Raw genomic sequence first — 25072 nt, 5'->3', positions numbered from 1 at the left:
GAAGGGGTTCGCAATGGCCGACGAATTGCTCGCGGAAATCGAAAGGCTGGGTGCACGTCTGGCCGATGCGCGCGGCGCGATTGCGACGCGGATCATCGGGCAGGATCGGGTCGTCGACCTGACCCTGGCTGCGATGTTGTCCGGCGGTCACGCGCTTCTGATGGGCCTCCCGGGGCTCGGAAAGACACGTCTGGTCGAAACGCTTTCGACCGTCATGGGCCTCAGCGGCAACCGGATACAGTTCACGCCCGACCTGATGCCCGCGGATATCCTTGGCTCGGAAGTTCTGGAGACGGCGGGCGACGGCAGCCGGGCGTTCCGCTATGTCGAAGGGCCGATCTTCGCTCAACTTCTGATGGCGGACGAGATCAACCGCGCCTCTCCCCGTACACAATCGGCACTTTTGCAGGCAATGCAGGAGCATGAAGTGACGATCGCGGGTCAGACGCATGAGTTGCCTTCGCCCTTCCACGTCCTCGCCACGCAGAACCCGATCGAGCAGGAGGGCACGTACCCCTTGCCTGAGGCGCAGCTGGACCGGTTCCTCGTCCGGATCGACGTCGAGTATCCCGACCGGGATACGGAGCGCGCGATCGTGCTGGCGACGACAGGCATTACCGAAGAAGAGACGCGTCAGATCTTCGACGGCCCGTCCCTGATCGCCGCGCAGGGGATCGTCCGGCGCATGCCGGTGGGCGAGGGGATTGTGGAGCTTATCCTCGATCTTGTCAGGGCCTGCCGGCCCGATGGCGAGGAAGCGACGGACCAGGTCCGAAAGCACGTCGCATGGGGGCCTGGCCCACGCGCGGCACAGGCGCTCATGATGCTTTGCCGGGCTCAAGCGTTGCTCGAGGGGCGGCTTGCGCCGGGTCCGGAGGACGTGGCCAAGCTCGCGCGGCCGGTTCTTCTGCACCGGATGGCACTGTCTTTCGCCGCCCGTGCCGAGGGGGTCCGTCTGGAAGATGTCATCGACGAGATGACGGCCCGCATCACGCATGTCGAACGCGCCGCCTGACAATTGGATGCGGCCATCCACACCCCCGGCTCTCTGAGAGCCCGGTCCGAAGCGGAAGCCAGCGCTCTTCCTCAGCTGCTTCTGCATGCCGAACGGTTGGCGGCGACTGTTCTGATGGGGCATCATGGCCGCAAACGGGCCGGACCCGGGGATGCGTTCTGGCAGTACCGGTCCGCACAGCCTGGCGATCCGCGCCGCTCCATCGACTGGCGCCAATCGGCCCGGACCGATGCCCATTTCGTCCGGGAAACCGAGTGGCAGGCGGCGCAGGCCCTTACGATTTGGGTCGACGATGCCGCATCGATGCAGTTCTCCGGCGGTGATCGTCCCTCGAAGCTGCGGCGGGCACAGACGCTGGCGCTCGCGCTCGCGACACTGGCGATCCGCGCCGGAGAGAGGGCGGGCCTCGCCAATCTGGCCGAGCCACCGAAGGGTGGGCGGGCACAGTTGATGGCCATGGCGAACTCACTGATGCAGGACGGAGACCGGTCCGATTACGGTACACCTCGTCCCCAGACGATGCCGTGGGGGGCGCGCGCGGTCTTCCTGTCGGATTTCCTCGGGCCACCGGAGAAACTCGTAGACGCGTTGACTTCGGCCGCGGACCGAGGGGTCGAGGGGATTTTGTTGCAGATCCTCGACCCCGAAGAGGAGGCCTTCCCCTACGATGGACGCACCGTGTTCCAAAGCATGTCCGGCGCGATTCAGTTCGAAACGCTCAAGGCGAGCCGTTTGCGCGAAGACTACCTCACACGGCTGGCTGAACGGCGCGACACGCTGAACGGGCTTTGCACCAGAACCGGCTGGCGGTTCATGACGCATCACACCGACGAGTCCGCGGGCGCCGCCCTTCTTTCACTTCATTCCGCATTGGGCCCCCGCCGGTGAGCGCGATCGCTTTCACAACACCGCTTCTCTTGCTGGGGCTTCTGCTTCTCCCGATCCTCTGGTGGCTTCTGCGTGCCGTTCCGCCTGCCCCGATCCGGCGGCGTTTTTCGGGGATCATCCTGCTTCTCGGATTGAAGGACGACGAGAGCCAGACATCGACGACGCCCTGGTGGCTTCTGCTCCTCAGGATGTTGGCGGTTGCGGCGGCAATCATCGCGTTCGCCGGCCCGGTGCTGAACCCGCGAGAGGCGGGGACGGGCCGTGGACCTCTGCTCGTGCTCATGGACGCATCGTGGGCCTCGGCGAGGGATTGGCCGCAGCGCATGGAACGGGTCGAAGGGCTCTTGCGCGATGCGGCTCGGGCCGGGCGTGTTGCCGCAGTCCTGTCCCTGACGGACGAGTTGCCCGACGAGATCCCGTTTCAGGGCGCACAGGCCTGGATCGAACGATTGCCTTCCGTTCAGCCCCGTGCATGGGAGCCGGACTATTCCGGTCTCTCCTCCCTCGATCTGGAAGGCGCTGAAGTCGTCTGGTTTTCTGACGGTCTGGAACGAGAGGGCCGGGGCGAGATCGGCGCGCATTTCGTGGCTGGAAGTCGACCCATCATCGGGCTGACTCCGCCGCGCTACGAGGAGGGCGCAATCCGCTTGCATGTCGTGCGTCTCGGAGACGCTGGCACACGGACTGTCGCGCTGCGCGCGATCGGACCGGGCCCGACCGGCGCCATGGCCGAGTTGGGGACAGGTGAGGCTGTCTTCGAAGAGGCCTCGGACCGTGCCGAGGCCGAACTGCGTTTGCCGCCCGAGCTGAGAAACAGGGTTTCACGGATCGAAATCGCCGGAGAGCGGACGGCCGGTGCCGTGGCGCTTGCCGATGACAGCCTCGCCCGGCGTGAAGTGGCGTTGCTGGCGACCGCCGGCGGCGAGAGCGAGGATTTGCTTGATCCTCTCTTCTACCTGCGCCGAGCCCTCGCGCCGACAGCGGATCTCATCGAGGGCGATCTCGACACGATCTTGCCTGCCAACCCTGACGTCCTCGTCTTCGCCGATGTCGCGCGATTGTCGCCATCCGAAGCGCTGCGCGTCGAGGAATGGGTCGAAGGGGGTGGCCTGCTGCTTCGCTTTGCGGGTCCGCGTCTTGCCGCGTCCGACGTGTCGCGGGCGGATGAGGATCCGCTGATGCCCGTCCGGCTGAGAAGCGGAGGGCGCACGGTGGGCGGCGCCCTGTCATGGGGCGAGCCTAAGCTGCTCCGCCCGTTCCCCGACGAAAGCCCCTTTGCGGGGCTGGACCTTCCGCAGGAGGTGACCGTCACATCGCAGGTTGTCGCCCAACCGGATCCGACCTTGGCGGAGCGCGCGATCGCAGCTCTTGCGGATGGCACGCCCCTGGTCACGCGGAAGTCCTTGGGGGAGGGGCAAGTGGTTCTCTTCCATGTGACCGCGAATGCGGAATGGTCGAACCTGCCGATCTCTGGGCTCTTCGTCCAGATGCTCGAAAGGCTTGCGGTGTCCACCCGGCCCGCTGCCATCGAGGCGGAAGAGCTTGAGGGAACCACCTGGACACCACGCATCGTTCTCGACGGCTTCGGACGTGTGCGGGATGCGGGCACGCTTCCTGGAGTCGCCGGGGAAGACCTGGCGGATGGAATTCCCACCGCTGATCTGCCACCCGGCGTATACGAGGGTCCGGGCCGTTCGCTTGCCTTGAACGTCCTCGGACCCGAGGCGGAGCTTGTGCCGGCGAGCTATCCGGCCGGTGCGACCGTCGAAGCGTTGGCCATTCAAGAAGAGACGGATCTCGCGCCCTGGTTGCTCGCCGTCGCGCTGATCCTGCTGGCGATGGATGCGATAGCGACCCTCTGGCTGGGAGGCAGATTGCGCGGTGCGGTGGCCGTTTTGGCGACCCCGTTCGTTCTCGTGCTGCCTGATGCCGCATCCGCGGGTTCGACCTGTTCGACGCAATGGCATTGCGGTGGAGCGATCAGTTCCCACGTGCAAGGTATGATCCTACTCGTTCTCATCGTCATGACGGCGCTCGCCGCAATTCCGATCCTCCGGCGCTTCGGCGCGGCGGCCCTGATCGCGCTTTCGGCAATGCCGGCTTCGGCCCAGGACGATCCTTTCCCGACCGACGTCTCCTTGGCCTATGTCCAGACGGGGAATCCCCGGATCGATGACGTGTCGGAAGCGGGGATGCGCGGTCTGTCCAGAATTCTGACGCAGCGCACCAGCGTGGAGCCCGAGGCGCCAAGGGGGGTGAACCTCGAAACCGACGAACTCGCCTTTCTTCCGTTTCTTTATTGGCCCGTGACGGAGGACCAACCGCTTCCGTCCCAGGATGCATACGCCAAGCTGAACCGCTATCTTCGCGGCGGGGGCATGATCGTCTTCGATACACGCGACGCCGATCTCGGCGGGTTCGGGTCGAATTCCCCGGCCTCGCGGCGACTTCGGGATCTCGCGGCGCCGCTTGACATTCCGCCTCTCGAACCCCTCCCGGGTGACCACGTTCTGACCCGGAGCTTCTATCTGCTCCAGGATTTCCCCGGCCGCTTCGCAAGCCGCGACGTGTGGGTCGAAGCCAGTCCCGCGGCGGAGCAGGTGGAAGGCATGCCGTTCCGAAACCTGAACGATGGCGTGACGCCGGTTCTGATCGGTGGAAACGATTGGGCGGCGGCATGGGCCACGGATCAGGGCGGTCGTCCGCTCTTGCCGGTCGGCTCGGGCTATTCCGGCGAGCAACAGCGCGAGATCGCGTACCGGTTCGGGGTGAATCTGGTGATGCACGTGCTTTCCGGTAACTACAAATCCGACCAGGTGCACGTCCCGGCCCTGCTTGATCGGTTGGGGAACTGACGCGATGACCCGTGAAATCGTCCTCGATCCGACCCTTCCGCTCTGGCTGATCGGTGCCGTGGCGGCGCTGGCTTTCGCCGCAGCGCTGTTGGCCCTGTGGCGGCGCCTGCCGGGATGGTGGCTGCGCGCGCTTGCTGCCGCGGCGCTGACTGTGGCGTTGCTGGACCCCTCGCTCCAGACCGAGGAGCGTGAACCCCTTTCCGACATCCTGCTGGTCGCCGTTGATGAGAGCGCATCGCAGCGTCTGTCCGACCGTGAACAGCAGACACGCGAGGCGCTCGCTGAGCTATTGTCGGAGGCAGAGCGTGAAGGTCTCGATACCCGTGTCGTCCGGGTGTCCGACGGGGAGGGGGACGCGGGTACGCTGGCGATGACCGCCCTTTCCGAACTTCTCGCCGAAGTCCCGCAGGATCGCGTGGCCGGCGCATTCCTGATCTCGGATGGCCGGATCCACGATCCTCAGCTCGCACCGGATCTGCCTGCGCCGCTTCACTTGCTTCGCACCGGACGTAGCGGCGACTGGGATCGCCGTCTGATCGTTCGGGACGCGCCTGCTTTTGCGATCCTCGATGAAGAGTTCTCGATAACCCTCCGCGTGGAAGATGTCGGGGATGTTCCGCCGGATATCGGGAACGAGGCGGATATCGTTCTTTCGATCGACGGAGGGCAGCCCCGGGCCTATCGGATCCCGGTGGGCGAAGACCTGAACCTGCCGATTGTCCTGCCCCATGGCGGGTTGAATGTCATGGAGTTCCGCCTGCCCGAAGCAGATGGCGAACTGACCGACCGGAACAACGCCCAGATCATTCAGATCAACGGTGTTCGCGATCGGCTTCGCGTCCTGCTCGTCTCCGGCGAGCCGCATCCGGGCCAACGGACCTGGCGCAACCTGCTGAAGGCGGATGCGTCGGTGGACCTGGTTCACTTCACGATTCTGCGGCCACCGGGCAAGCAGGACGGGGTTCCCGTGACGGAACTCAGCCTTATCGCATTCCCCACGCGAGAGCTGTTCTTCGAGAAGATCGACGAATTCGACCTGATCATTTTCGACCGATATCAACGGCGTGGTATTCTGCCGGGCATCTATCTCGAGAATGTCCGCCGCTACGTCGAGGAGGGGGGCGCCCTGCTGATTGCGGCCGGCCCGGACTTCGCGACCGCCGACTCGATCTTCCGCTCTCCTCTGGCGTCGGTCCTACCGGCCGAACCCACCGCGCGTGTCATCGAGGAGGGCTTCCTGCCCACCGTGTCGGATACGGGCGAGAAGCATCCGGTGACCGAAGGTCTGCCGACAGGGTATGGGGATGGCGAGGCGCCTTGGGGCCGGTGGCATCGTCAGATTCAGCTTACCCCGTCCGACGCACAGATCGTCATGACCGGTGTCGAGGATGAACCGTTGCTGATCCTCGACCGCGTAAAGGCGGGCCGCGTCGCATTGCTTGGATCCGATCATGTCTGGCTTTGGGATCGCGGCTATGAAGGTGGCGGTCCGCAGGCGGAGTTGTTGCGGCGTCTCGCCCATTGGCTGATGGGTGAGCCCGAACTGGAAGAAGAGGCGCTGACGGCCACTGCGCTCGGACAGGAGATCACGGTGACACGCCGGACGCTTGGCGACGAACCGGGCCCCGTAACGCTGACCGCGCCGGATGGATCGACAATCGAATTGACGCTCCAGGAGGAGGCGCCGGGTCGTTACGTGGCGCGCCATCTCGGCGAGATGCAGGGCCTCTATCGGTTGCAGGAAGGGGATCGGACCGCCGTCATCGGATTGGGACCTGCCGCCCCACGCGAATTCGAACAGACGATCGCGAGCGAGGAGGTCGTCGCAGAGGCGGTCGATGCGACGAATGGTGGCGTCTGGGCGGTCGAAGACGGCGCGCCGGATTTGCGGGCTGTTCGCGCGGATCGCGAGGCGGCAGGCCGGGGGTGGCTGGGCTATACCCCCCGTCAGGCGTATCTCACGGCCGATATCCGACTGCTGTCGCTCGTGCCGCCCTGGTTGTTCCTGTTGATCGCTGCGGGTCTCACCGTCGGCGCCTGGATGCGCGAAGGGCGGAGCTGATCCGGACGCAGTCAGCTTCCGAGTGCGTTATCGGGATGGCCCGGTCATCCGGGCACGGAGTGCAACCCAGATGTGATAGAATGTCGAGGCCGGCATGTTGTCGGAGATGACGGAGCCGTGGCGATCCAGGCGGTCGTACCAGCCGCCCGGGACAGGGCCAGTCAGGTATCGGTCCCACAGCAGACGCAGCGCCTGATCGGGCTCCAGGCGGTTATCGCCTCTAGCCGTCATCACGATCGCCGCCTTGAGCATCTCGGTCTGGGGCCAGGTGCGCGCGAAATCGGAGGTCGGATCGGACTGGTCCGGTAGGCAACCCGTCAATTCGAACCTGCGATCCAGGGCCCGGTGCCAAAGCGGCGCGGGATCGATGCCGGATGAGAGGCCGGTGGCCTTCTCCCACGCATCGAGGAGCCAGATCCATTCGACCATGTGGCCCGGTTCGTATTGCTGCCCTCCGCCATCGGGCAAGGGGCACCAATCCGCATCGAAATGCTCAAGAAGGCGTCCTTCGGGGGCCAGGAAAACCTCCCCAAGCAGGTCGAGGCATTCCTGAGCGACATCGCGCCAGAAGGCATCGCCAGTCGCCGCGAAGAGCGCCGTGCTGGCTTCGAACAGGTGCATATGAGGGTTCTGGCGACGTGGCTGCCGTCGCTCCGCCGTTTCGTGCCAGCCTCGTGCCGCCTTGAGCTTTTCCAAGGCGGACCGCAGTTTTTTCAGATCGCTCTCGATCCCGTGCCCTGCGTCGATCAGTGCGGACGTCGCCAGGAGGACGAAGGCCAGATCATAGAGGTCGTGCGGACTATCGAGGCGCGCGCCGGTCCGTGGATCCAGATTGGCCGCGAGATGTCCGTCCTGATCAAACCCGTCTTCCATGGTGCGGGCGAAGAGACGAACCGCGAGGTCTTCGGCCCCGGGTGACATTCCTCTGGCCTGCGCGAAGACGTAGGCCTGCCGCACCTGGACCCGCAATCGCTTGATCTGATGGCGACGCGGCGCCCCGTCATGGGTCAGCGATTCCCAGACCGTTTCTGTCGCTGCATCGAAGCCTAGTCCCGTCCACAGCGGAAGGGCGTCTTCGGTCAGCCAGCGTCGCAGCGCCGCCGGGATTGCGTCGTCATCGTCGGGCAAGGAGGTCATGGGCAAATCTCGGGTGTGGTCGTCGAATGGCGGTGCGGGCTCTCGGTCTACTTTGGTTGCTCTGTCCGCGCGGGTCGACCCTGCCGATGCGCGTTCGATGTGCCTCATCTCAGGTACGGATAAACCAGCGGGGCACAGGTAATGACCAGAACGATTCGAGTGATGTGGTGGACGAGCACGTAGGCCAAGTCCGCCCCTGCGATGATGGCCATGATCGCCATCTCCGCCTGCCCGCCCGGCGAGAAGGCGAGGATCGCATCAAGTGGCGGAGCGAGCCCGGCAAGAACGACGATTTCGGCGAAGATCCCCGCGATGACGGCGAGGATCAGGCCGTGTCCGAGGCCAGAGACGAGGATCCGGCGAACTTCTGTCACGGTGATTCCGGAATATTTCACTCCGACGACCATGCCGATGAAGAACTGCGCCGCCTGGATGGCTTCGGCAGGCGGACGGCTCTCGATCAGACCCATGAGCGAAAGGAGCGCGGCGACGATCATCGGACCGAGAATGGAAGCGCCGAACAACCCGATCCACTTGGCGGCCCGCCATCCCAAGAGGGCCGCGATCGCCATCAACGCCATTTGTCCGGGTTCAAGGTCACGTGCCGGTGCACCCGGAGCGACCGTCAGGTCGATTTCGTAGTAGAGGACCAGAACCGCCGGGATGACCGACACGATCAGCAGGACGCGCGTCGCGTGCAGCAGAGAGAGGGCCCTCGGATCCCCGCCGGCCTCTTCTCCGAAGGCCAGCATGTCCTGCAGGCCGCCCGGCATCGCGGCATAGAATGCCGTCGGCTTGTCGAACCTGCACACCGCGCGGAGATACGGATAACCCGCAAGGCCGGACACCAAGAGGAAGAGCGGCGCGAGCAGCAGCGACAATGCCATTGACGGCAGTTGGCCCATCAGGGCGGGCGTGACCGATGCGCCGACGGCGACCCCGAGGATCGTGCGCATGCCGTCTGTCAGGATCTTCCAGCTATCGAGCCGGATCCCCGCAAGAGCGGCGGCGAGACATGCGAAGAGCGGACCCAGAAGAAAGGGAAGGGGCAGGCCGAGAAGCTGGAAGACGCCCACACCCGCGGCGCAAATCGCGAACGTGATCGCTATTCGCATCGGCACCGACGTGGTGCGGACCGCCCGTTGCGCCGGGCGGCATCCCGATTCATCCGCCGACCCGCTTGTTCCGGTTCGCCACGAGCTTCAGTCGAAGTGCGTTCAGATGGATGAAGCCCTTCGCGTCGCGCTGATCATAGGCCCCGGCGTCTTCTTCGAAGGTCACATGCGCCTCTGAATAGAGACTGTGATCGGACCAGCGGGCCACGGTCCGGGCGGACCCCTTGTAGAGCTTCACGCGAACCGTTCCGGACACATGCTCCTGACTCTTGTCGATCAGCGCCTGCAGCATTTCCCGCTCGGGTGAGAACCAGAAGCCGTTATAGATAAACTCCGCATAGCGGGGCATGATCGAGTCCTTCAGGTGGCCTGCGCCCGCATCCAGCGTGATCTGTTCGATCCCGCGATGGGCCTCCAGCAGGATCGTCCCGCCAGGCGTCTCGTAGATGCCGCGGGACTTCATCCCGACGAAGCGGTTTTCGACAAGATCCAGGATACCGACGCCATGCTTGCCGCCGAGTTCGTTCAGGCGTGTCAGGATCGCCGCGGGGGACATCGCCTCGCCATCGATCGCGACCGCATCTCCGCGCTCGAACGTGATCTCGACCATTTCCGGCTCATCCGGCGCATCTTCGGGCCGCGTGATCCGCTGCAGAACGTAGTCCGGCGCCTCCTCGGCGGGGTCCTCGAGAACCTTACCCTCGGATGAGGTGTGCAGGAGGTTGGCATCGACGCTGAATGGCGCCTCGCCGCGCTTGTCCTTTGCGATCGGGATCTGGTGCTTCTCGGCGAAATCAATCAGCTTTGTCCGGCTCGTCAGGTCCCAGAGGCGCCAGGGTGCGATGACCTTGATGTCGGGGTTCAACGCATAGGCCGCCAACTCGAAGCGGACCTGGTCGTTGCCCTTGCCCGTGGCTCCGTGCGCGACGGCATCGGCGCCTTCCTCGGCTGCGATCTCGACCAGCCGCTTCGAGATGAGTGGCCGCGCGATGGATGTGCCGAGCAAGTAAAGCCCCTCGTAAAGCGCGTTGGCCCGAAACATCGGGAAGACGAAGTCGCGAGTGAATTCCTCCCGCAGATCCTCGATATGGATCGAGGTCGCACCCATCATCTCGGCCTTCTTCCGGGCAGGTTCCAGTTCCTCGCCCTGGCCCAGATCGGCCGTAAAGGTCACGACCTCGCAACCATACTCGGTCTGCAGCCATTTGAGGATAATCGAGGTATCCAGCCCCCCGGAATAGGCGAGCACGACTTTCTTGGGCGCGTCCATGCGGTCCTCCTTCGGTCCCGCAGGCGCCTAACGCTGGCGGCCCCCGCCCGCAAGATGGGGCAGAGGCCGGAGGCCGGCTATTCGGTCGGGACGCGCGTTACCTGCGGGGCGTTCCGCATCATCTCCTCGGTGGCGTTCACGCCGAGGAAATATTCCTGAATGTTGTCCTCTTCGTAGACCGGGCGCAGCATGTCCCACGAGATGGCGACTTCCCTCTCGCCGAGGCCCAAGAAGCCGCCGACATCCACGACTACCGCTTCAAGCGAACCGTCGGTGCCGATGATCAGATCTCCGATCTCGCCGATGTCGTCCCATTCCGCGACGGTGCCGGCCGGGAGCGACATGCCGGGCGTCAACTCGGCCTCGGTCGCGTGGATCCGCGTTCCGATCAGCGTGGTTGCCATATAGCTTTCCCCGTATTCCAGCGTGGACTCCGCGAATGGCGACGACGCGTGCGCGTCCGCAAGCGCGAGACCGGGCGCGGCCAGTAAGAGGGAAGCGGTCAAGGCGGGGCGAAGGAAGGGCATCTTGGGACTCCTCAGATATCCAGTGCCGTGTCGGCACATGAACTCGAACGCCTGAAAAGCTCGCTGGTTCAAAAAGATACACAAGACGGCACCTTTGCCAAAGCGGGCAGCGAAATGCGACGACATTGACGCTCGCCGGGTGGCACGCCAGATGCCTGACAGGATTGAAGGGATTTGCGAGATGTTGGGCTGGACGATCTTCAAGCATGCGGTGCTGCAGATCACCGATGGGCTGTCGGATGCATTGAGAGTATCCCTCATTCCCTTCATCATCGCGGGCGCGGCATCCTGGTGGCTGACCTCGTCCTATCCGGACCTCTCCCTCATGGCGCTGGACCCGGAGATGATGCAGGCCGGCGAGATACCACCCGGCTTCGTCAATTCCGCCCTAGGTGTCGGCTTTCTGAGCCTGTTCCTCTTCACATGGGTCGCCGTGGCCTGGCATCGGCGGACCCTGCTGGGCGAGCCGCCGGCCGGCTGGGTTCCTCCCTTCAATGGCGGACTTGTCCTCGGCTATCTCGGCCGGACACTGCTTCTGGGACTTGCGATCGGATTGATCATGCTTGCTGCGGGGACGATGGTCGCCGTTCTGCTCTACCCCCTGTTCGGTCTCGCGGCGCAGCCGCTGGTCAGCGCGACCTCGTTATTCATCGCGCTGTTGCTGTTCTACCGGCTCGGCGTGGTTCTCCCGGCGGGCGCGATCGGACGGCGCATGAGTTTCGGCGAGGCAATGCGCGAGACGTCCGGCCATTCGCGGACGGCCATCGTGCTCGCCCTGCTAACCGTCGGATTTACCTTCCTTCTCGAGGTCCCGACGCTTCTGGACACGGCACCCGACCTGCCGGAGGGCGAGATGCAGGCCGCCGGGCCCATCACCGTGATCTACCAGATCGTCGTCCAGTGGATTGCCCTGATGGTCGGCGTCGGGACATTGACGGTGCTGTACGGTCACGTGGTCGAGGGCCGACCTCTTGAATGACCGCGTCGCAGGCGCGCTCGCGGCGACCGATGCGATGCGCGAGGTCTTTCCAGCGACCCCGTGCCTGCGCAACGATTTCCTGTCCGACCGCTACGGCGCTGATATCTGGCTCAAGCGCGAGGATCTGACGCCGGTCCGCTCCTACAAGCTGAGGGGCGCGTTCAACGCCATGCGCAAGCTGAGCGGCGAGGCGGTGGCGTGTGCCAGTGCCGGAAACCACGCACAGGGCGTTGCCTGGATGTGTCGGCATCTGGGTGTCGACGGAACCATCTTCATGCCGGTCACGACTCCAGGTCAAAAGATCGACAAGACGCGTGCCTTCGGCGGGGAGCATGTCAGGATCGAGCTGACAGGCGATTTCTTCGACGCGACCCTCGCCGCAGCTCGACGATTCTGCGAGGAGACCGGCGCGCATTTCCTGTCTCCGTTCGACGATGACGATGTGATCGAGGGGCAAGCCAGCGTTGCGGTCGAGATGCTGGAGCAGATGGACGGGCCTCCCGACATGCTCGTCATGCCGGTCGGCGGTGGGGGGCTTTCGGCCGGGGTGGTCGGCTATCTTCGCGCTGCCCGCCAGATGCCGCAGGACGTCCGATTGGTCGAACCTGTGGGCGCGGCCTCGCTTGCCGCGGCGCTGGTATCGGGGCATCCGGTGACGCTGGACCAGATCGACAGCTTCGTCGACGGGGCCGCGGTCGCGCGGATCGGCGACCGCCCGTTCGAGCTGTTGCGGCAGACCCCTCCGCAGCACGTTCTGCGGGTTCCGGAGGGTCGCTTGTGCCTGACGATCCAAGAGCTTCTGAACATCGAAGGGATCGTCCTAGAACCCGCGGGCGCGCTCTCGGTCGATGCATTGCGGGACTTGCGGCCGGAAATCGAAGGCCGACGCGTGGTCTGTGTGACGACTGGCGGCAACTTCGACTTCGAGAGACTCCCCGACGTCAAGGAGCGCGCGATGCGGTTCGGGGGGTTGAAGAAGTACTATATTCTGCGGATGCCACAGCGGCCGGGCGCCCTCCGGGACTTCCTTGAGTTGCTGGGCCCCGACGACGACATCGCGCGATTCGAATACCTCAAGAAGTCGGCCAGGAACTTCGGGACCGTGCTCATGGGGATCGAAACCACCGACCCTGCCTCATTCGAGCGGCTTCAGGCGCGAATGGATGACAGCGGTTTTACCTGGCGAGACATAACAGGCGATCCGGTTCTGGCCGAACTCGTCATCTGATCGCAGGTGCGGATCAGGGTCTGCCTGTCCTGTTTGCGCGTGAATCAGGCTGCGAATCCGACCGTACTGCCCACCACGCGACGGGTTTCGAGCAGGACCGCCGTTAGGGATGCGGCGGCTTCGCCGCGACGGTCCGGCGGAAGATCATCTGCCGCGCCGGCCGCAGATGCGAGCCCGGAGAAGCCGATGTTCAAAGCGCCGGATCGAAGGAAGTGGGTCGCCTTGGCGAAGTCTTCGTCTTCCATGCGCTTGGAAATTCGTTCGATCACCTCTTCCGCCTCGTCGAGGAAGAGGTTCAGAACCATATCGAGATCCTCTTCGCCGACTTCCCCGGCAAGTTCAGACAGACGTTCGATGTCCAGCATATTCGCGTTCATGCCGCCGATATGGCGTGCAAGGTTGAAGACCGCGTTAACGCGCAGCGGATGATCGGGCAGGCTCCCGGCGGTTCACGTTCCGTTAGCGTATCCGCGCTATCGCGGTTGGGATGAAACACGTTCCGATCCAGTCGCCGCCGCCGCCGCCGCCTGCGGTCGCTTCGCTGCGTGCGCTGGTAGTCGACGACAGTAGGGCGCAACGCCGGCTCGTCGCGCGTGTGCTGGAGAAGATGGGTATCGAGGTTCTGCAGGCCGAAAGCCCGGTCGAAGCTCTCGATATCGTCGAAAGAGAGGCGGAAGCGGCGCCGATCGGATTGATCGTCTCGGATTGGCAGATGCCGGGTATGGACGGGCCGGAATTTTGCCGGGCGTTCCGTCGCAGTCAGGCGGATCGCTACGCCTACTTCATTCTCATGACGGCGGCCAAGGACGCTCGGACCAAGGCACGGGGCCTGGAGGCCGGCGCCGATGATTTCGTCACCCGCCCGATCGATATGGACGAGTTGCGGGCGCGCGTCCGGTCGGGACAGCGAATGCTGTCGATGCAAGAGGTGCTCTTGCATCGCAATCACGAAGTGGCGGTCATGCTGCACGACCTGCGGCTGCAACAGGATGCGACCGACCGTGACCTGATCGAGGCTCGGAACCTTCAGCGGTCATTCCTGCCCCCAGACGCCGAGACGTTCGGGCCTCATGGCGTCCAGCTGAAGCTGATCACGCAGGGACCGGTAGGCGGCGACCTTCTGGGATATCTCGACCTCGGAGACGGACGTCTTGCCCTTCTCTCGATCGACGTATCCGGACATGGAATTGCATCCGCATTGCTGACGGGCCGACTTGCCGGCGCCTTTCTGACCGGCACCGCGCGCGACAGTGCTCTCTTCCGTCACGGCTATGGGCGGCCGGATCCACCCGAGGCGGTGCTGGCCCGGATCAACGATTACATGATTTCCGAGATGTCGACCGACATCTATTTCACGGCGGCGCTCGCATATGTGGACACTCAGACGGGCGAGATCGAATTCTGTCAGGCCGGTCACCCGCATCCGCTGATCCGGCGGGCAGATGGCAGCGTCGATCCGATCGGTGAAGGCGGCCCCCCAGTCGGACTGCTGCCCGAGGCCCCGTTCGAGCGGTCACGAGCCCGGCTCGCGCCGGGCGATACCCTGCTCCTCTATTCCGATGGCGTCACGGAATGCATGAACAGCTGGGGCGATATGCTGGGCGAGGTGGGCCTGATTGAAATGCTTGCGACCTCTCCCCCGGACCCGGGAGGAATGCTGAAGGCGATCGAGGAAGGCCTCCGAACCCATGCGGAGATAGCCGACTTCGATGACGACGTCTCGATGCTCAGCTTCGCATTCGGCGATCCCGCTAAAACCGGCACGGCAAGGTGACCCGACAGCGCGGCGGGTCTTCCGAAAGATCGCTGCGACGTCTCAGCGGTCTTCTAGTGGCTGTCCGCGAAAGCAGCGGGCAGCAAACTGCTGATCTCTATCTGTGGCGATTTCACTCCGGCCGGTGGAACGGCGTGATTGCAATCACGTGATTTCTTCGACGGACCCTGAAGCCGGCGCGACGTCCCGATGCAAGAATTGTCGTGAAATGCCGGGTCATCTCGCCACCGATCTGGACGCGCAGCGCGGCTCGACGTGTCGTCGCGAGTGTGCCGAGACGCTGGTCATTGCCCGGGATCCTGGTTGCAAAGAGCCTCAGCGGCGAGTCCATCGGTTCCGCAAGACACGGTGAAGGATCTCAGCATCCGCCCGGTTCGCAAGCCCGCGGATGGCTTCGTCACGATGAGCCCAGATTGCCCTGTGCCCCTGTTCCCGCGGCGGCCCGATCCGAAGCCCGGCTTGGCCCAGATAGATATGGCAGAGCTTCTCGGCGCGGACTCCGTAGTCTTCCATCATCGTGAAGCGCCGATATGCACCGACGCGGCGCAGGATACGGCAGCGATATCCCGTCTCCTCGATCACTTCGCGGACCAGACCGGGTATCGTCGTCTCTTCCGGTTCCAGGCCACCGCCCGGCAATTGAAGCTCCACCCCGTCGGGCATGTCCTGCTCCGTGAGCAGGATCCGGTCTCCTTTGACCAGAATCGCATAGGCGCCGGGCCGGAAGCGGTGCGGAACCGATGGGGGCGGGCGTCCAAGGCGAGGGATCATCGGCTCTCCGGGCGGAAGGGTTTATCGGGGGCTGCCGCGGTCCTATATGGCTCGCCAGACAGGCGCGGGATACCCGTGCCGGAAAGGAACTCCGCCATGATCAATACGATGACCCACATCTGGGACGACACCGTGTTGCCGTTTCAGCTCGATGCTTCCGACATCCGCGGCCGCGTGGCCCGTCTGGACGGAGTGCTCGACGAGGTGCTGCGCCAGCACGATTACCCGCCTCAGATCGAGGCGCTGGTGGCCGAGATGGCCTTGCTGACTGCACTGATCGGTCAGACGATCAAGCTGCGCTGGAAGCTCTCGCTCCAGGTTCGCGGCGACGGTCCGGCGCGGCTTATCGCGACCGATTACTACGGGCCTACCGAGGACGGGCAACCGGCTCGGATCCGCGCCTATGCGAGCTTCGATCGCGATAGGTTGCTGGCGCATGTCCGGGACGAGCCGTTCGACCTGATCGGAAAGGGCTACTTTGCGATCCTCATCGACCAAGGCAAGGACATGGCGCCCTATCAGGGGATCACGCCCATCGCCGGGGGGAGCCTGTCGGCCTGCGCGGAAACCTACTTCGCGCAATCCGAGCAGATCTCGACGCGCTTTGCGTTGTCCCATGGCCGGCCCACCGAGCCTGGCGTGGAGGAGGGGTGGCGAGCCGGAGGCGTGATGCTGCAGCACATGCCGAAGGCCAGCCCCTACGCGAGCGGCGAGGGCGGATCCGGTGAAGGCGGGCTCCTGACCGCGTCGGACATCCTCGATGACGACGGGCAGGAGAACTGGAACCGGGCCAACCTGCTGCTCGACACGACCGAGGACCTCGAGTTGATCGGCCCGTCCGTCAGCCCGACCGACCTGCTGGTCCGTCTGTTCCATGAGGAGGGGCCGAGGGTGTTCGATCCTCAGCCGATCCGCTTCGGGTGTACGTGTTCGTCGGAGAGGGTGCGGCAATCCCTGTCGATCTATTCTGCAAAGGATATCGCCCACATGACGACGGAGGACGGCATCGTCACGGCAGACTGCCAGTTCTGCGGAGCGCATTACGAGTTCGAGCCCGAGACGCTCGGGTTCGAGGCAACGAAGGCGCCGTGATTTCAATCGCCGGAATTACGCGCGCCGCCCGACATTCGGACGGCGCGTCTTCGGATTTCGATCTCAATCCGGAGGTCGTCCTGCCGGGACGAAGGGTGCTACGCGATGCGGCCGTTCTGGTCGGTCTCATGGATGCGGAAGAAGGCCCGCGCATTCTGTTGACCAAGCGTTCCAGCCGATTGAAGCATCACCCCGGACAGATCGCCTTTCCGGGCGGCAAGACCGAGGAGGGCGAGACCGCTGAGTCGGCCGCGCTCCGCGAGGCATCGGAAGAAGTCGGGCTCAGCGAGGCATCGGTCCTCTGCCATCTGCCGAGCCACGAGACGGTCACCGGCTTCACGGTGACGCCGATCCTTGCCGAAGTGCCGCAATTCGATCCTGTGCCGGAGGCGGGGGAGGTCGCCGAAGTCTTCTCGATCCCGGCGAGCCATCTGCTTGAGCCCGCTAACTACACGATCGAAGCGAGGCGGTGGCGCGGGGAGTGGCGCCGCTACTACGCCGTGCCCTATGGTCCCTACTACGTCTGGGGTGCGACGGCACGCATCCTGCGCGGATTGGCCGAGAGGGTGCATGAGGATCGAAGCTGACTGGCTGAGTGCCGCGCCGACGCAGGCTGTCCTGAAATTGCTGGAAGATGCCGGGCACGACGCGCTCGCAGTCGGTGGCTGCGTCCGCAATTCCCTGCTCGGCGCGCCTGTCGCCGATATCGACATCGCAACCGATGCGCGTCCGGAACGGGTCATCGACCTCGCCGAACAGAATGGACTGAGGGTCATTCCGACCGGTCTGGATCACGGCACGGTCACCGTCATGAGCGGTGGTCTGCCCCACGAGATCACGACGTTCCGCCGGGATGTGGATACCGATGGGCGGCACGCGACCGTGGCCTTCTCGGACAATGCGACCGACGATGCCCGCCGGCGCGACTTCACCATGAATGCACTCTATGCGCGGGCCGATGGCACGATCGTCGACCCGCTCGGGGGGATGCCCGATCTGCGCGCCGGGCGCGTCCGTTTCATCGGGGACCCGCATGCGCGGATCAAAGAGGATTATCTGCGGATCCTCCGGTTCTTTCGCTTCACGGCCTGGTACGGACGCGACGGGCTTGACGCCGAGGGCCTGTCCGCCTGCGCGCGAGAGGCGGCCGGTCTCGATCGTCTGAGCCGAGAGAGGGTGGGCCACGAAATCCGCAAGCTTCTTGCGGCGCCGGATCCTGCACCGTGCATCGGCGCGATGGCCCAGACGGGGATCCTGACGCGGGTCCTTCCGGGGGCCGATCCGACTGCATTGGCCCCGTTGGTCCACCTTGAAGGAGAGATCTCGCCGGATTGGCTTCGTCGCCTCGCGGCGATCGGAGGGGACACATCCGGGCTCCGCCTCTCACGGGCCGAGGAGAAAGCGATTGAGTCCTTGCGGGAAACGGAAGGGCCGCCCTTTGCACTGGGCCACATCCTGGGGGCAGAGCGGGCGCGCGATGCGCTGCTGATCCGCGCGGCGAGCATCGGGCACGCGCCCGGGCCGGGGGATTTCGCCGCAGCGGAGCGCGGCGCCGATACGCCGTTTCCACTTGTCGCAGCCGATCTGATGCCGGCGCTCCAAGGGCCCGATCTTGGCCGCGCCCTTGCAGAGGCAAAGGCCGTCTGGCTCGCGGCTTCGGGCGAGATTGAACGGGACGATCTCAGGGCGCGGGCGCTGGGTTGATGGCGACTAGCCTTCCCTTCGCCCTGCAACAGGTGCACCGGGAAACCGCCGATCCGCCATTTTCCTTGTCCTCAACCCTTCGGCTCGCGTGACGCTCGACCCTCTCTATCTCTTCGTGTTTGCCGGGCTGTTCTCGCCCGGCCCGAATGTCATCCTGATCACGGCGTCCGGGGCCCGGTTCGGGTTCCATGCGACCGTGCCGCACATTTGCGGCGTAGTGGTCGGCGTCGGGGTCACGTCGGCTGTGGCGACGTTCGGGCTTGGCGCCCTGCTCGTCACAATTCCGGCGCTCAAATTCACGCTCCAAGTCGGGGCCGCCGCCTGGATCCTGTGGATGGCCTGGAAGCTGTTGGTCTCGGCGCCGGGTCAGGAAGGAGGGCACGGGCGCCCCTTCACCTTCGTCGAGGCGGTTCTCTTCCAATGGGTCAATCCAAAAGCCTGGGCGATCGCCCTCGCCGCGGTTGCTGGTCATTCGCTGGGTCTCCCGCCGCTTCTCGAGGCGGCGCGGATCGCTTCCGCGTTCTCCGGGATCAATCTCTTCGTCTGCGTCTTCTGGGCCATTGCCGGGTCGCTGCTGGCATACCTGCTGACGACCCCGATCGCGTGGCGGATGTTCACGACAGTGATGGCAATCGCGCTTTCCGCGTCCGCTGTCATGGTCTTTGTGCCTGGTTGACCCTATATGAGGCGGCTGGCCCGGAGGCAGCCGCCAATGTTCCGCTACTTCGAGAACCTGATCGACCCCTACGCACCCGTCCCCGAAGCGGATGCACCGCCCCGCGCGCTCTGGCCATTTCTGCAGGAATATTCACGGCCCTTCACAAAACTCTTCACGCTGACTGCCCTGATTTCCGTCGTCGTTGCGGCCGTCGAGGTCGGCCTCATCGCCTATATGGGGCGGGTCGTGGACCTGATGTCCCAAGGTAGCCCATCAGAGGTCCTGTCGCGCTACGGGACCGAACTGCTTCTGATGGCGGCTTTCGTGCTGATCCTTCGTCCGGCGATCCAGGCCCTGGACGTGCTTTTGCTGAACAACGCGCTTCTGCCGAACTACGGCACCGTCTTCCGCTGGCGGGCGCACAAGCATGTGTTGCGCCAATCGGTGGGCTGGTTCGAGAACGATTTCGCCGGGCGCATCGCCAACCGCATCATGCAGACGCCGCCCGCCGCGGGCGAGGCGATGTTTCAGGTCTTCGATGCGATCACCTTTGCGCTGGCCTATCTCCTGGGGGCGGCGATCCTTCTCTGGGGAGGCGATCCGCGCCTGTTGATCCCCTTGGCGATCTGGTTCGCGCTCTATGCCGGTCTGGTCTGGTGGACGATCCGGAATGTCGGCCCGGCCTCCAAGGCCGCCTCCGATGCCCGGTCGATGACGACCGGACGCGTGGTGGATGCCTATACGAACATCCAGTCCGTCAAGCTCTTCGCCCATGAAGGGCAGGAGCTGGATTACGCCAAGGATGCCATCGAGCATACCCGCCGGACCTTCGCCGCCGAAATGCGGATCTTCACGATTATGGATGTTGCGCTCGTCACGCTGAACGGGCTGCTGATCGTGGGCGTCGTCGGATGGGGGATCCTGCTCTGGTCGCAGGGGACGGCCAGCGTCGGGATCGTGGCGGCGGCCGCGGCGCTGGTCCTGCGGCTCAACGCCATGACGGGCTGGATCATGTGGGCGCTGTCGTCCTTCTTTCGGAACCTCGGGATCATCGCCGAGGGGATGGAGACGATCGCGCAACCCATCGCGCTGACCGATGCCACCGACGCGAGCGATTTGACGGTGACGGACGGCTCGATCGTATTCGAAGACGTGAGTCATCACTACGGCGGCACGCAGGGCGGCGTGACGGGTCTGTCGCTTGCTATCGCGCCGGGCGAGAAGGTCGGCATCGTCGGACGGTCGGGCGCCGGAAAGTCGACCTTGGTCAAGCTGCTCCTGCGGTTCTACGACGCAGAGCACGGACGCATCGCCATCGACGGCCAGTCCGTCAGCAGCGTGACGCAAGCCTCGCTGCGCCGTGCCATCGGCATGGTCCAGCAGGATTCGAGCCTGATGCACCGCTCGATCCGGGACAATATCGGCTACGGTCTTGCGAGTGCGACCGACGCGGATGTCGAGGCCGCGGCGCGAAGGGCCCATGCTCACGATTTCATCCTTGCGCTCGAAGACAGCGAAGGCCGAACGGGCTACGACGCCCATGTCGGCGAGCGCGGCGTCAAGCTGTCGGGCGGCCAGCGCCAGCGCATCGCGCTCGCGCGTGTCATCCTGAAGGACGCGCCCATCCTCGTTCTGGACGAAGCCACGAGCGCGCTCGACAGCGAGGTCGAGGCTGCGATCCAGGACACGCTCTACGGGATGATGGAAGGCAAGAGCGTCATCGCGATTGCGCACCGGCTGTCGACCATTGCCGCAATGGACCGGATCGTCGTCATCGACGAGGGCCGCATCGTAGAGCAGGGCAGCCACGACGACCTTCTGGCGGAAGGAGGCCTCTACGCGCGCTTCTGGGCGCGGCAATCAGGTGGCTTCATCGATGTGGCGGGAGAGGCTGCGGAGTAATTTTGCTGCGTTGACTATGAGATAACCCTAATCCGCTGGCCTTCAAGAATACCAATCCGGCCCCGGATCGCCTAGACGGAAGCCGTTTCCGCTCCGTCGTGCTGCACCGCCCCCGGCCTGCCAATCGCATCTGCCGGAGCTAGGTTGCTCATTTGCGCAATTACGAAAGGAGGCTCATGCTTCGTTCCCTCGCCGACCGCTTTGCAGGCCTCGTTCCCGCCTTTCGCCACGCGGACGGGCCGCCGCCGCGCGACCTGTTGTCTTTCTTCCGCTGGTGCCTTTCCGGGGCCTGGCCGCCCCTGATCGTCGCTTTCGCGGTTTCGGCACTGGCCGGAACGACAGAGATCGTGACGGCCTTCTTCCTGGGCGCCGTGATCGACAGCGCGACGGCGCCTGACGGGTATTTCGCGCGCAACGCGCTCTTGCTGACGGCGTTTCTCGGCTTCTACCTGATTGCCCGGCCGCTCGTTTTCGGCACCTCGGCGGCGTTCAACGGGCTTGCGGTCGTGCCCAACGTCTACCCCTTGGTCCAATCACGGCTTCATCGCTGGTCGCTGGGCCAGTCGGTCAGCTTCTTCGACAACGACTTCGCGGGGCGCATCGCCTCCAAGCAGATGCAGACGGCCCGTGCCGTGACCGAGGTGACGAACGAGTTCATCAACGTCGTGGCCTTTGCGCTCGCCTCGCTGATCGGATCGGCGCTTCTGATGCTTGCGATCGATTGGCGCGTCGCGCTGGCGCTGACGCTGTGGCTGATCGGGTATCTGGCGCTTTTCCGGTGGTTCATGCCGCGCATCCGGGCCCGGTCGAAGGCGCGCGCCGCCAGCCGGGCGATGGTGACGGGGCAGGTCGTCGACACGATCACGAACATCAAGACGGTCAAGCTGTTCGGCCATGCCGATCATGAAGATCGCGCCGCGCTGGATGCGATGGGCAGGCTTCGCGACGACAGCCTCGCCTTCGGGCGGATGTCAACCGGGTTCCGCTTCAGCCTGATGTTCACGGCCGGCTTGCTGCCGATCCTGATGATCGGCGGCACGGTCCTGTTGTGGCAATCGGGTCAGGCGAGCGCCGGCGACATCGCGACGGCCGGTGCCATCGCATTCCGCCTGAGCCAGATGACGGGGTGGGTGAGCTTCACGCTGATGGCGCTCTACGCGAATGTCGGAGAGGTGGAGGACGGGATGCGGACCCTCGCCCATCTGCATGACCTGACCGACAAGCCGGATGCGGTGGATCTGGATGTGACGGACGGCCGGATCGCATTCGAGGATGTGACCTTTACCTATGGTCGCGACCCCGATGCCGCCCAGGCCGGCGGCGTCTTCGATCTGGATCTGCGGATCGCGCCCGGGGAAAAGCTGGGCATCGTCGGCGCCTCCGGCGCGGGCAAGTCGACGCTGGTGGCCCTTCTGATGCGGCTCTACGATGTCGAGGCCGGACGTGTGGCGGTGGATGGACAGGACGTGCGCGACGTCACGCAGGACAGCCTGCGCCGCCAGATCGGGATGGTCACGCAAGAGACGGCGATGTTCAACCGCTCCGCGATGGACAACATCCGCTACGGCAAGCCCGGCGCCACGGAGGAGGAGGTGATGATTGCCGCCCGCGCAGCGGAGGCGCACGATTTCATCACCGGGCTGCACGACCACAAGGGGCGCACCGGCTACGAGGCCACTCTCGGGGAGCGGGGGGTGAAGTTGTCGGGCGGTCAGCGGCAGCGCATCGCCCTGGCTCGCGCGATCCTGAAGGACGCCCCCATCCTGGTGCTGGACGAGGCGACCAGTGCGCTCGACAGCGAGGTGGAGGCCGCGATCCAGACCGCGCTGGAACGGGTAATGGAGGGGAAGACCGTCCTCGCCATCGCGCACCGCCTGTCCACCATCGCCCGGATGGACCGGATTATCGTACTGGAAGAGGGCCGGATCGTCGAGCAGGGAACCCATGCCGAACTCATCGCGCTGAGGGGCACCTATGCCCGGTACTGGGACCGTCAGTCCGGCGGCTTCATCGGGATCGAGGATGTGGCTGCCGAGTAGCGGTCCGTGCAAATCGCTGCGGAGTGATTTGCAACCGGGATGGAATGGGATTGATCCCGTTCCATGACGCAGAGCCATCTCATCGACCGCCTTGGCCATCGCGGGGACGGGATCGCCCCGGGTCCGATCTACGTGCCGCGGACGCTGCCCGGCGAAGAGGTGACGGGCGACATCGTGGGCGACCGTGTCCCGGAGCCCCGGATCGTCACGCCCAGCCCTGACCGCGTCGCGCCGCCCTGTCCGCATTTCCGGCGTTGTGGCGGATGCGTGCTGCAGCATGCCTCGGATGGATTCGTCGCCGAATGGAAACGCAGCCGCGTCGCCGATGCCCTGAGCCGTGCGGGCGTCAAGGCGCAGATCGGCCCTGTCCACACGTCGCCCCCGAACAGCCGCCGTCGTGCGGCCCTGAAAGGCCGAAAGACGAAGAAGGGCGCGCAAGTCGGCTTTCACGCGGCCGGAAGTCACGACCTTGTGGCGATCCCCGATTGCCGCCTGCTGTCCCGGAGGCTGATGGGCGCCCTCCCGGCGCTGGAGGTCCTGACCCGACGGACCGCCCCGCGTGGCGCCGAAATCGGGCTTCACCTGACCGAAACCGCCACCGGGCTCGATCTGTCGATCACGGGGGGGCGACCGCTCGACGCCGGAATGGTCGCCGATCTGCCTTTCGCGCGCGTGACCCAGGATGGTGAGCCCATTGCCCAGACGGTCGCGCCGGAGGTGCAGCTTGGGCCTGCACGCGTCGTTCCGCCGCCTGGCGCCTTCCTTCAGGCCACGGCCGAAGGCGAGGCGACGCTCGTCGCTGCGATCGCGCCGGCATTCGGCGGCGCGCGCCGGATTGCCGATCTCTTCGCGGGCATGGGCACGTTCACCTTCCCGGCGGCACAAGTCGCGCCGACCGATGCGTTCGAGGGCGCTGCGGATCTTGTGGAAGCGCTGAACGGCGGCATCCGGCACGCCCCGGGTTGCAAGGCAATCACCACGACGCGCCGCGACCTCTTTCGCGAACCCCTGACCGTTGAGGAATTGTCGGATTATGACATGGTGATCCTCGATCCGCCCCGGGCAGGGGCGGCGGCTCAGATCGCGCATCTCGCCGAGGTGGATATCGCCGCCATCGCCTATGTGTCCTGCGATCCAGACAGTTTCGCCCGCGACGCCGCCAACCTCGTCGCGGGCGGATGGCGGCCGGGGCCTGTCACACTTGTTGACCAGTTCCGCTGGTCGGCCCATCTGGAACTTGCCGCCATCTTCCGCCGAGAGACCCCATGACCGACTTCCGATCTCGCCTGTCCACGTGGCTCGAGACGCCACAGGTGCGGTGGTTCATAACCGGCGTGATCCTGTTCAACGCGGTGACGCTTGGGCTGGAGACTGTTCCGGTCGCCATGGCCACGGCAGGGCAACTGATCCTGACGCTCGACAGGATCTGCCTGACGATCTTCGTCATCGAGCTCGTTCTGAAGATGGTTGGCTATGGGCGGCGGTTCTGGCGCGACGGCTGGAACCTGTTCGATTTCGTGATCGTGGGCATCGCGCTGGTCCCGACCACGCAAGGTTTCAGCGTCCTGCGCGCGCTTCGCGTCCTTCGCGTGCTGCGCGTGGTTTCGGTCTTTCCCCGTCTCCGCCGGGTGGTCGAGGGTTTGGTCACCGCCTTGCCCGGCATGGCCAGCGTGTTCCTGCTGATGGGGCTGGTCTTCTATGTCGGCGCGGTCATGGCGACGAAGCTCTTCGGAGCGACCCATCCGGACTGGTTCGGGGATCTGGGCCGGTCCGGTTATACGCTGTTCCAGATCATGACCCTGGAATCGTGGTCCATGGGGATCGTCCGACCGGTGATGGAGGTCCACCCCTGGGCCTGGGCCTTCTTTCTGCCCTTCATCCTGGTGACGACCTTCGCGGTGGTGAACCTTCTGGTCGGCCTGATCGTCAACTCGATGCAGGACGCGCATGCCGAGGAATCCAACGCCGCCACGGATGCCTATCGCGACGAGGTGCTGGCCCGGCTCGAAGCGATCGAGAAGCGACTGGGCGAGGGCCGATAGGCGCGGGCGAGCCA

The 25072-nt window shown here is 65.0% G+C and carries 20 protein-coding genes and 1 pseudogene; 15 read left to right on the top strand and 6 right to left on the bottom strand.

The annotated features are described in order from the left end of the window. Positions 1–13: 13 nt before the first annotated feature. The 4 genes from jaqu_RS06055 (at position 14) to jaqu_RS06040 (ending at position 6820) form a co-directional block, all read left to right on the top strand. On the top strand, positions 14–1015 hold the full coding sequence (locus jaqu_RS06055) for an AAA family ATPase (protein ID WP_043918057.1): 1002 nt from the start codon (positions 14–16) through the stop codon (positions 1013–1015). A 96-nt stretch (positions 1016–1111) separates the two neighbouring features. After that, positions 1112–1903, top strand: a complete 792-nt coding sequence (locus tag jaqu_RS06050; protein ID WP_236687801.1) for a DUF58 domain-containing protein — start codon at positions 1112–1114, stop codon at positions 1901–1903. Next, positions 1900–4758: a DUF4159 domain-containing protein gene (locus tag jaqu_RS06045; protein ID WP_043918056.1), complete on the top strand. Its 2859-nt coding sequence runs from the start codon at positions 1900–1902 to the stop codon at positions 4756–4758. The genes jaqu_RS06050 and jaqu_RS06045 overlap by 4 nt, the downstream gene beginning before the upstream one ends. Before the next feature lie 4 nt (positions 4759–4762). Next, the gene (locus tag jaqu_RS06040; protein ID WP_043918055.1) at positions 4763–6820 is read left to right on the top strand and encodes a membrane protein; all 2058 of its coding nucleotides are present in this window, start codon (positions 4763–4765) and stop codon (positions 6818–6820) included. A gap of 72 nt (positions 6821–6892) precedes the next feature. Here jaqu_RS06040 and jaqu_RS06035 read toward each other — a convergent pair. The 4 genes and pseudogenes from jaqu_RS06035 to jaqu_RS21590 form a co-directional block, all read right to left on the bottom strand. Continuing rightward, a pseudogene (locus jaqu_RS06035) lies at positions 6893–7957 on the bottom strand (AGE family epimerase/isomerase); the annotation flags it as partial. A 104-nt stretch (positions 7958–8061) separates the two neighbouring features. After that, on the bottom strand, positions 8062–9072 hold the full coding sequence (locus tag jaqu_RS06030) for an AbrB family transcriptional regulator (protein ID WP_043918054.1): 1011 nt from the start codon (positions 9070–9072) through the stop codon (positions 8062–8064). Between the two features lie 49 nt (positions 9073–9121). Continuing rightward, positions 9122–10342, bottom strand: coding sequence for an argininosuccinate synthase (locus tag jaqu_RS06025; protein WP_043918053.1), 1221 nt, complete (start codon positions 10340–10342; stop codon positions 9122–9124). 77 nt (positions 10343–10419) lie between these two features. Further along, positions 10420–10869 carry a PRC-barrel domain-containing protein gene (locus jaqu_RS21590; RefSeq protein ID WP_052500801.1) on the bottom strand — a complete coding sequence of 150 codons (450 nt, stop codon included), beginning with the start codon at positions 10867–10869 and terminating at the stop codon, positions 10420–10422. A 151-nt stretch (positions 10870–11020) separates the two neighbouring features. On the opposite strand from jaqu_RS21590, the gene jaqu_RS06015 reads away from it, so the two are divergent. Next, positions 11021–11848: a hypothetical protein gene (locus jaqu_RS06015; protein ID WP_161793831.1), complete on the top strand. Its 828-nt coding sequence runs from the start codon at positions 11021–11023 to the stop codon at positions 11846–11848. Then, positions 11841–13076, top strand: a complete 1236-nt coding sequence (gene ilvA / locus jaqu_RS06010) for a threonine ammonia-lyase IlvA (protein WP_269078981.1) — start codon at positions 11841–11843, stop codon at positions 13074–13076. Before jaqu_RS06015 ends, ilvA begins: the two co-directional genes overlap by 8 nt. Before the next feature lie 44 nt (positions 13077–13120). On the opposite strand, the gene jaqu_RS20510 is transcribed toward ilvA, so the two are convergent. Continuing rightward, on the bottom strand, positions 13121–13453 hold the full coding sequence (locus jaqu_RS20510) for an Hpt domain-containing protein (RefSeq protein WP_141134308.1): 333 nt from the start codon (positions 13451–13453) through the stop codon (positions 13121–13123). Between the two features lie 110 nt (positions 13454–13563). On the opposite strand from jaqu_RS20510, the gene jaqu_RS06000 reads away from it, so the two are divergent. Further along, positions 13564–14850 carry a PP2C family protein-serine/threonine phosphatase gene (locus jaqu_RS06000; protein WP_043918051.1) on the top strand — a complete coding sequence of 429 codons (1287 nt, stop codon included), beginning with the start codon at positions 13564–13566 and terminating at the stop codon, positions 14848–14850. A gap of 315 nt (positions 14851–15165) precedes the next feature. Here jaqu_RS06000 and jaqu_RS05995 read toward each other — a convergent pair whose 3' ends face one another. Then, positions 15166–15621: an NUDIX domain-containing protein gene (locus tag jaqu_RS05995; protein ID WP_043918050.1), complete on the bottom strand. Its 456-nt coding sequence runs from the start codon at positions 15619–15621 to the stop codon at positions 15166–15168. Between the two features lie 96 nt (positions 15622–15717). Between jaqu_RS05995 and hslO the strand changes: the two genes are divergently transcribed. From hslO to jaqu_RS05955, 8 genes are all read left to right on the top strand, one after another. Further along, complete coding sequence (hslO, locus tag jaqu_RS05990) at positions 15718–16713, top strand: Hsp33 family molecular chaperone HslO (protein WP_043918049.1); 996 nt, start codon at positions 15718–15720, stop codon at positions 16711–16713. Next, positions 16710–17300, top strand: a complete 591-nt coding sequence (locus jaqu_RS05985; protein WP_043918048.1) for an NUDIX hydrolase — start codon at positions 16710–16712, stop codon at positions 17298–17300. The genes hslO and jaqu_RS05985 overlap by 4 nt, the downstream gene beginning before the upstream one ends. After that, on the top strand, positions 17284–18417 hold the full coding sequence (locus tag jaqu_RS05980; protein ID WP_043918047.1) for a CCA tRNA nucleotidyltransferase: 1134 nt from the start codon (positions 17284–17286) through the stop codon (positions 18415–18417). The genes jaqu_RS05985 and jaqu_RS05980 overlap by 17 nt, the downstream gene beginning before the upstream one ends. An 88-nt stretch (positions 18418–18505) precedes the next feature. Then, complete coding sequence (locus jaqu_RS05975) at positions 18506–19093, top strand: LysE family translocator (protein ID WP_043918046.1); 588 nt, start codon at positions 18506–18508, stop codon at positions 19091–19093. 36 nt (positions 19094–19129) lie between these two features. Beyond that, a complete protein-coding gene (locus jaqu_RS05970) occupies positions 19130–20977 on the top strand; it encodes an ABC transporter ATP-binding protein (protein ID WP_043918045.1) in 1848 nt (615 codons plus the stop codon). Positions 20978–21153: 176 nt separating this feature from the next. Then, positions 21154–23016 (top strand): ABC transporter ATP-binding protein, encoded by a 1863-nt coding sequence (locus jaqu_RS05965; protein WP_043918044.1) that lies wholly within the window; start codon positions 21154–21156, stop codon positions 23014–23016. Positions 23017–23079: 63 nt separating this feature from the next. Beyond that, a complete protein-coding gene (locus jaqu_RS05960) occupies positions 23080–24285 on the top strand; it encodes a class I SAM-dependent RNA methyltransferase (protein WP_043918043.1) in 1206 nt (401 codons plus the stop codon). Further along, positions 24282–25058, top strand: a complete 777-nt coding sequence (locus tag jaqu_RS05955) for an ion transporter (RefSeq protein ID WP_043918042.1) — start codon at positions 24282–24284, stop codon at positions 25056–25058. Before jaqu_RS05960 ends, jaqu_RS05955 begins: the two co-directional genes overlap by 4 nt. Positions 25059–25072: the final 14 nt, after the last annotated feature.

Origin of the sequence: Jannaschia aquimarina, from assembly GCF_000877395.1 — a bacterium.
GTDB lineage: Bacteria > Pseudomonadota > Alphaproteobacteria > Rhodobacterales > Rhodobacteraceae > Jannaschia > Jannaschia aquimarina.
This window is presented reverse-complemented; position numbering and strand designations above follow the sequence as displayed.

What these genes read in the sequence shown, in the direction of transcription:
- jaqu_RS06055 (WP_043918057.1), top strand. Translation starts at nt 14, where the DNA reads ATGGCCGACGAATTGCTCGCGGAAATCGAAAGGCTGGGTGCACGTCTG.
- jaqu_RS06040 (WP_043918055.1), top strand. Translation starts at nt 4,763, where the DNA reads ATGACCCGTGAAATCGTCCTCGATCCGACCCTTCCGCTCTGGCTGATC.
- jaqu_RS06030 (WP_043918054.1), bottom strand. Translation starts at nt 9,072, where the DNA reads ATGCGAATAGCGATCACGTTCGCGATTTGCGCCGCGGGTGTGGGCGTC.
- jaqu_RS06025 (WP_043918053.1), bottom strand. Translation starts at nt 10,342, where the DNA reads ATGGACGCGCCCAAGAAAGTCGTGCTCGCCTATTCCGGGGGGCTGGAT.
- jaqu_RS21590 (WP_052500801.1), bottom strand. Translation starts at nt 10,869, where the DNA reads ATGCCCTTCCTTCGCCCCGCCTTGACCGCTTCCCTCTTACTGGCCGCG.
- jaqu_RS06015 (WP_161793831.1), top strand. Translation starts at nt 11,021, where the DNA reads ATGCCTGACAGGATTGAAGGGATTTGCGAGATGTTGGGCTGGACGATC.
- jaqu_RS20510 (WP_141134308.1), bottom strand. Translation starts at nt 13,453, where the DNA reads ATGAACGCGAATATGCTGGACATCGAACGTCTGTCTGAACTTGCCGGG.
- jaqu_RS06000 (WP_043918051.1), top strand. Translation starts at nt 13,564, where the DNA reads ATGAAACACGTTCCGATCCAGTCGCCGCCGCCGCCGCCGCCTGCGGTC.
- jaqu_RS05995 (WP_043918050.1), bottom strand. Translation starts at nt 15,621, where the DNA reads ATGATCCCTCGCCTTGGACGCCCGCCCCCATCGGTTCCGCACCGCTTC.
- hslO (WP_043918049.1), top strand. Translation starts at nt 15,718, where the DNA reads ATGATCAATACGATGACCCACATCTGGGACGACACCGTGTTGCCGTTT.
- jaqu_RS05980 (WP_043918047.1), top strand. Translation starts at nt 17,284, where the DNA reads ATGAGGATCGAAGCTGACTGGCTGAGTGCCGCGCCGACGCAGGCTGTC.
- jaqu_RS05970 (WP_043918045.1), top strand. Translation starts at nt 19,130, where the DNA reads ATGTTCCGCTACTTCGAGAACCTGATCGACCCCTACGCACCCGTCCCC.
- jaqu_RS05965 (WP_043918044.1), top strand. Translation starts at nt 21,154, where the DNA reads ATGCTTCGTTCCCTCGCCGACCGCTTTGCAGGCCTCGTTCCCGCCTTT.
- jaqu_RS05960 (WP_043918043.1), top strand. Translation starts at nt 23,080, where the DNA reads ATGACGCAGAGCCATCTCATCGACCGCCTTGGCCATCGCGGGGACGGG.
- jaqu_RS05955 (WP_043918042.1), top strand. Translation starts at nt 24,282, where the DNA reads ATGACCGACTTCCGATCTCGCCTGTCCACGTGGCTCGAGACGCCACAG.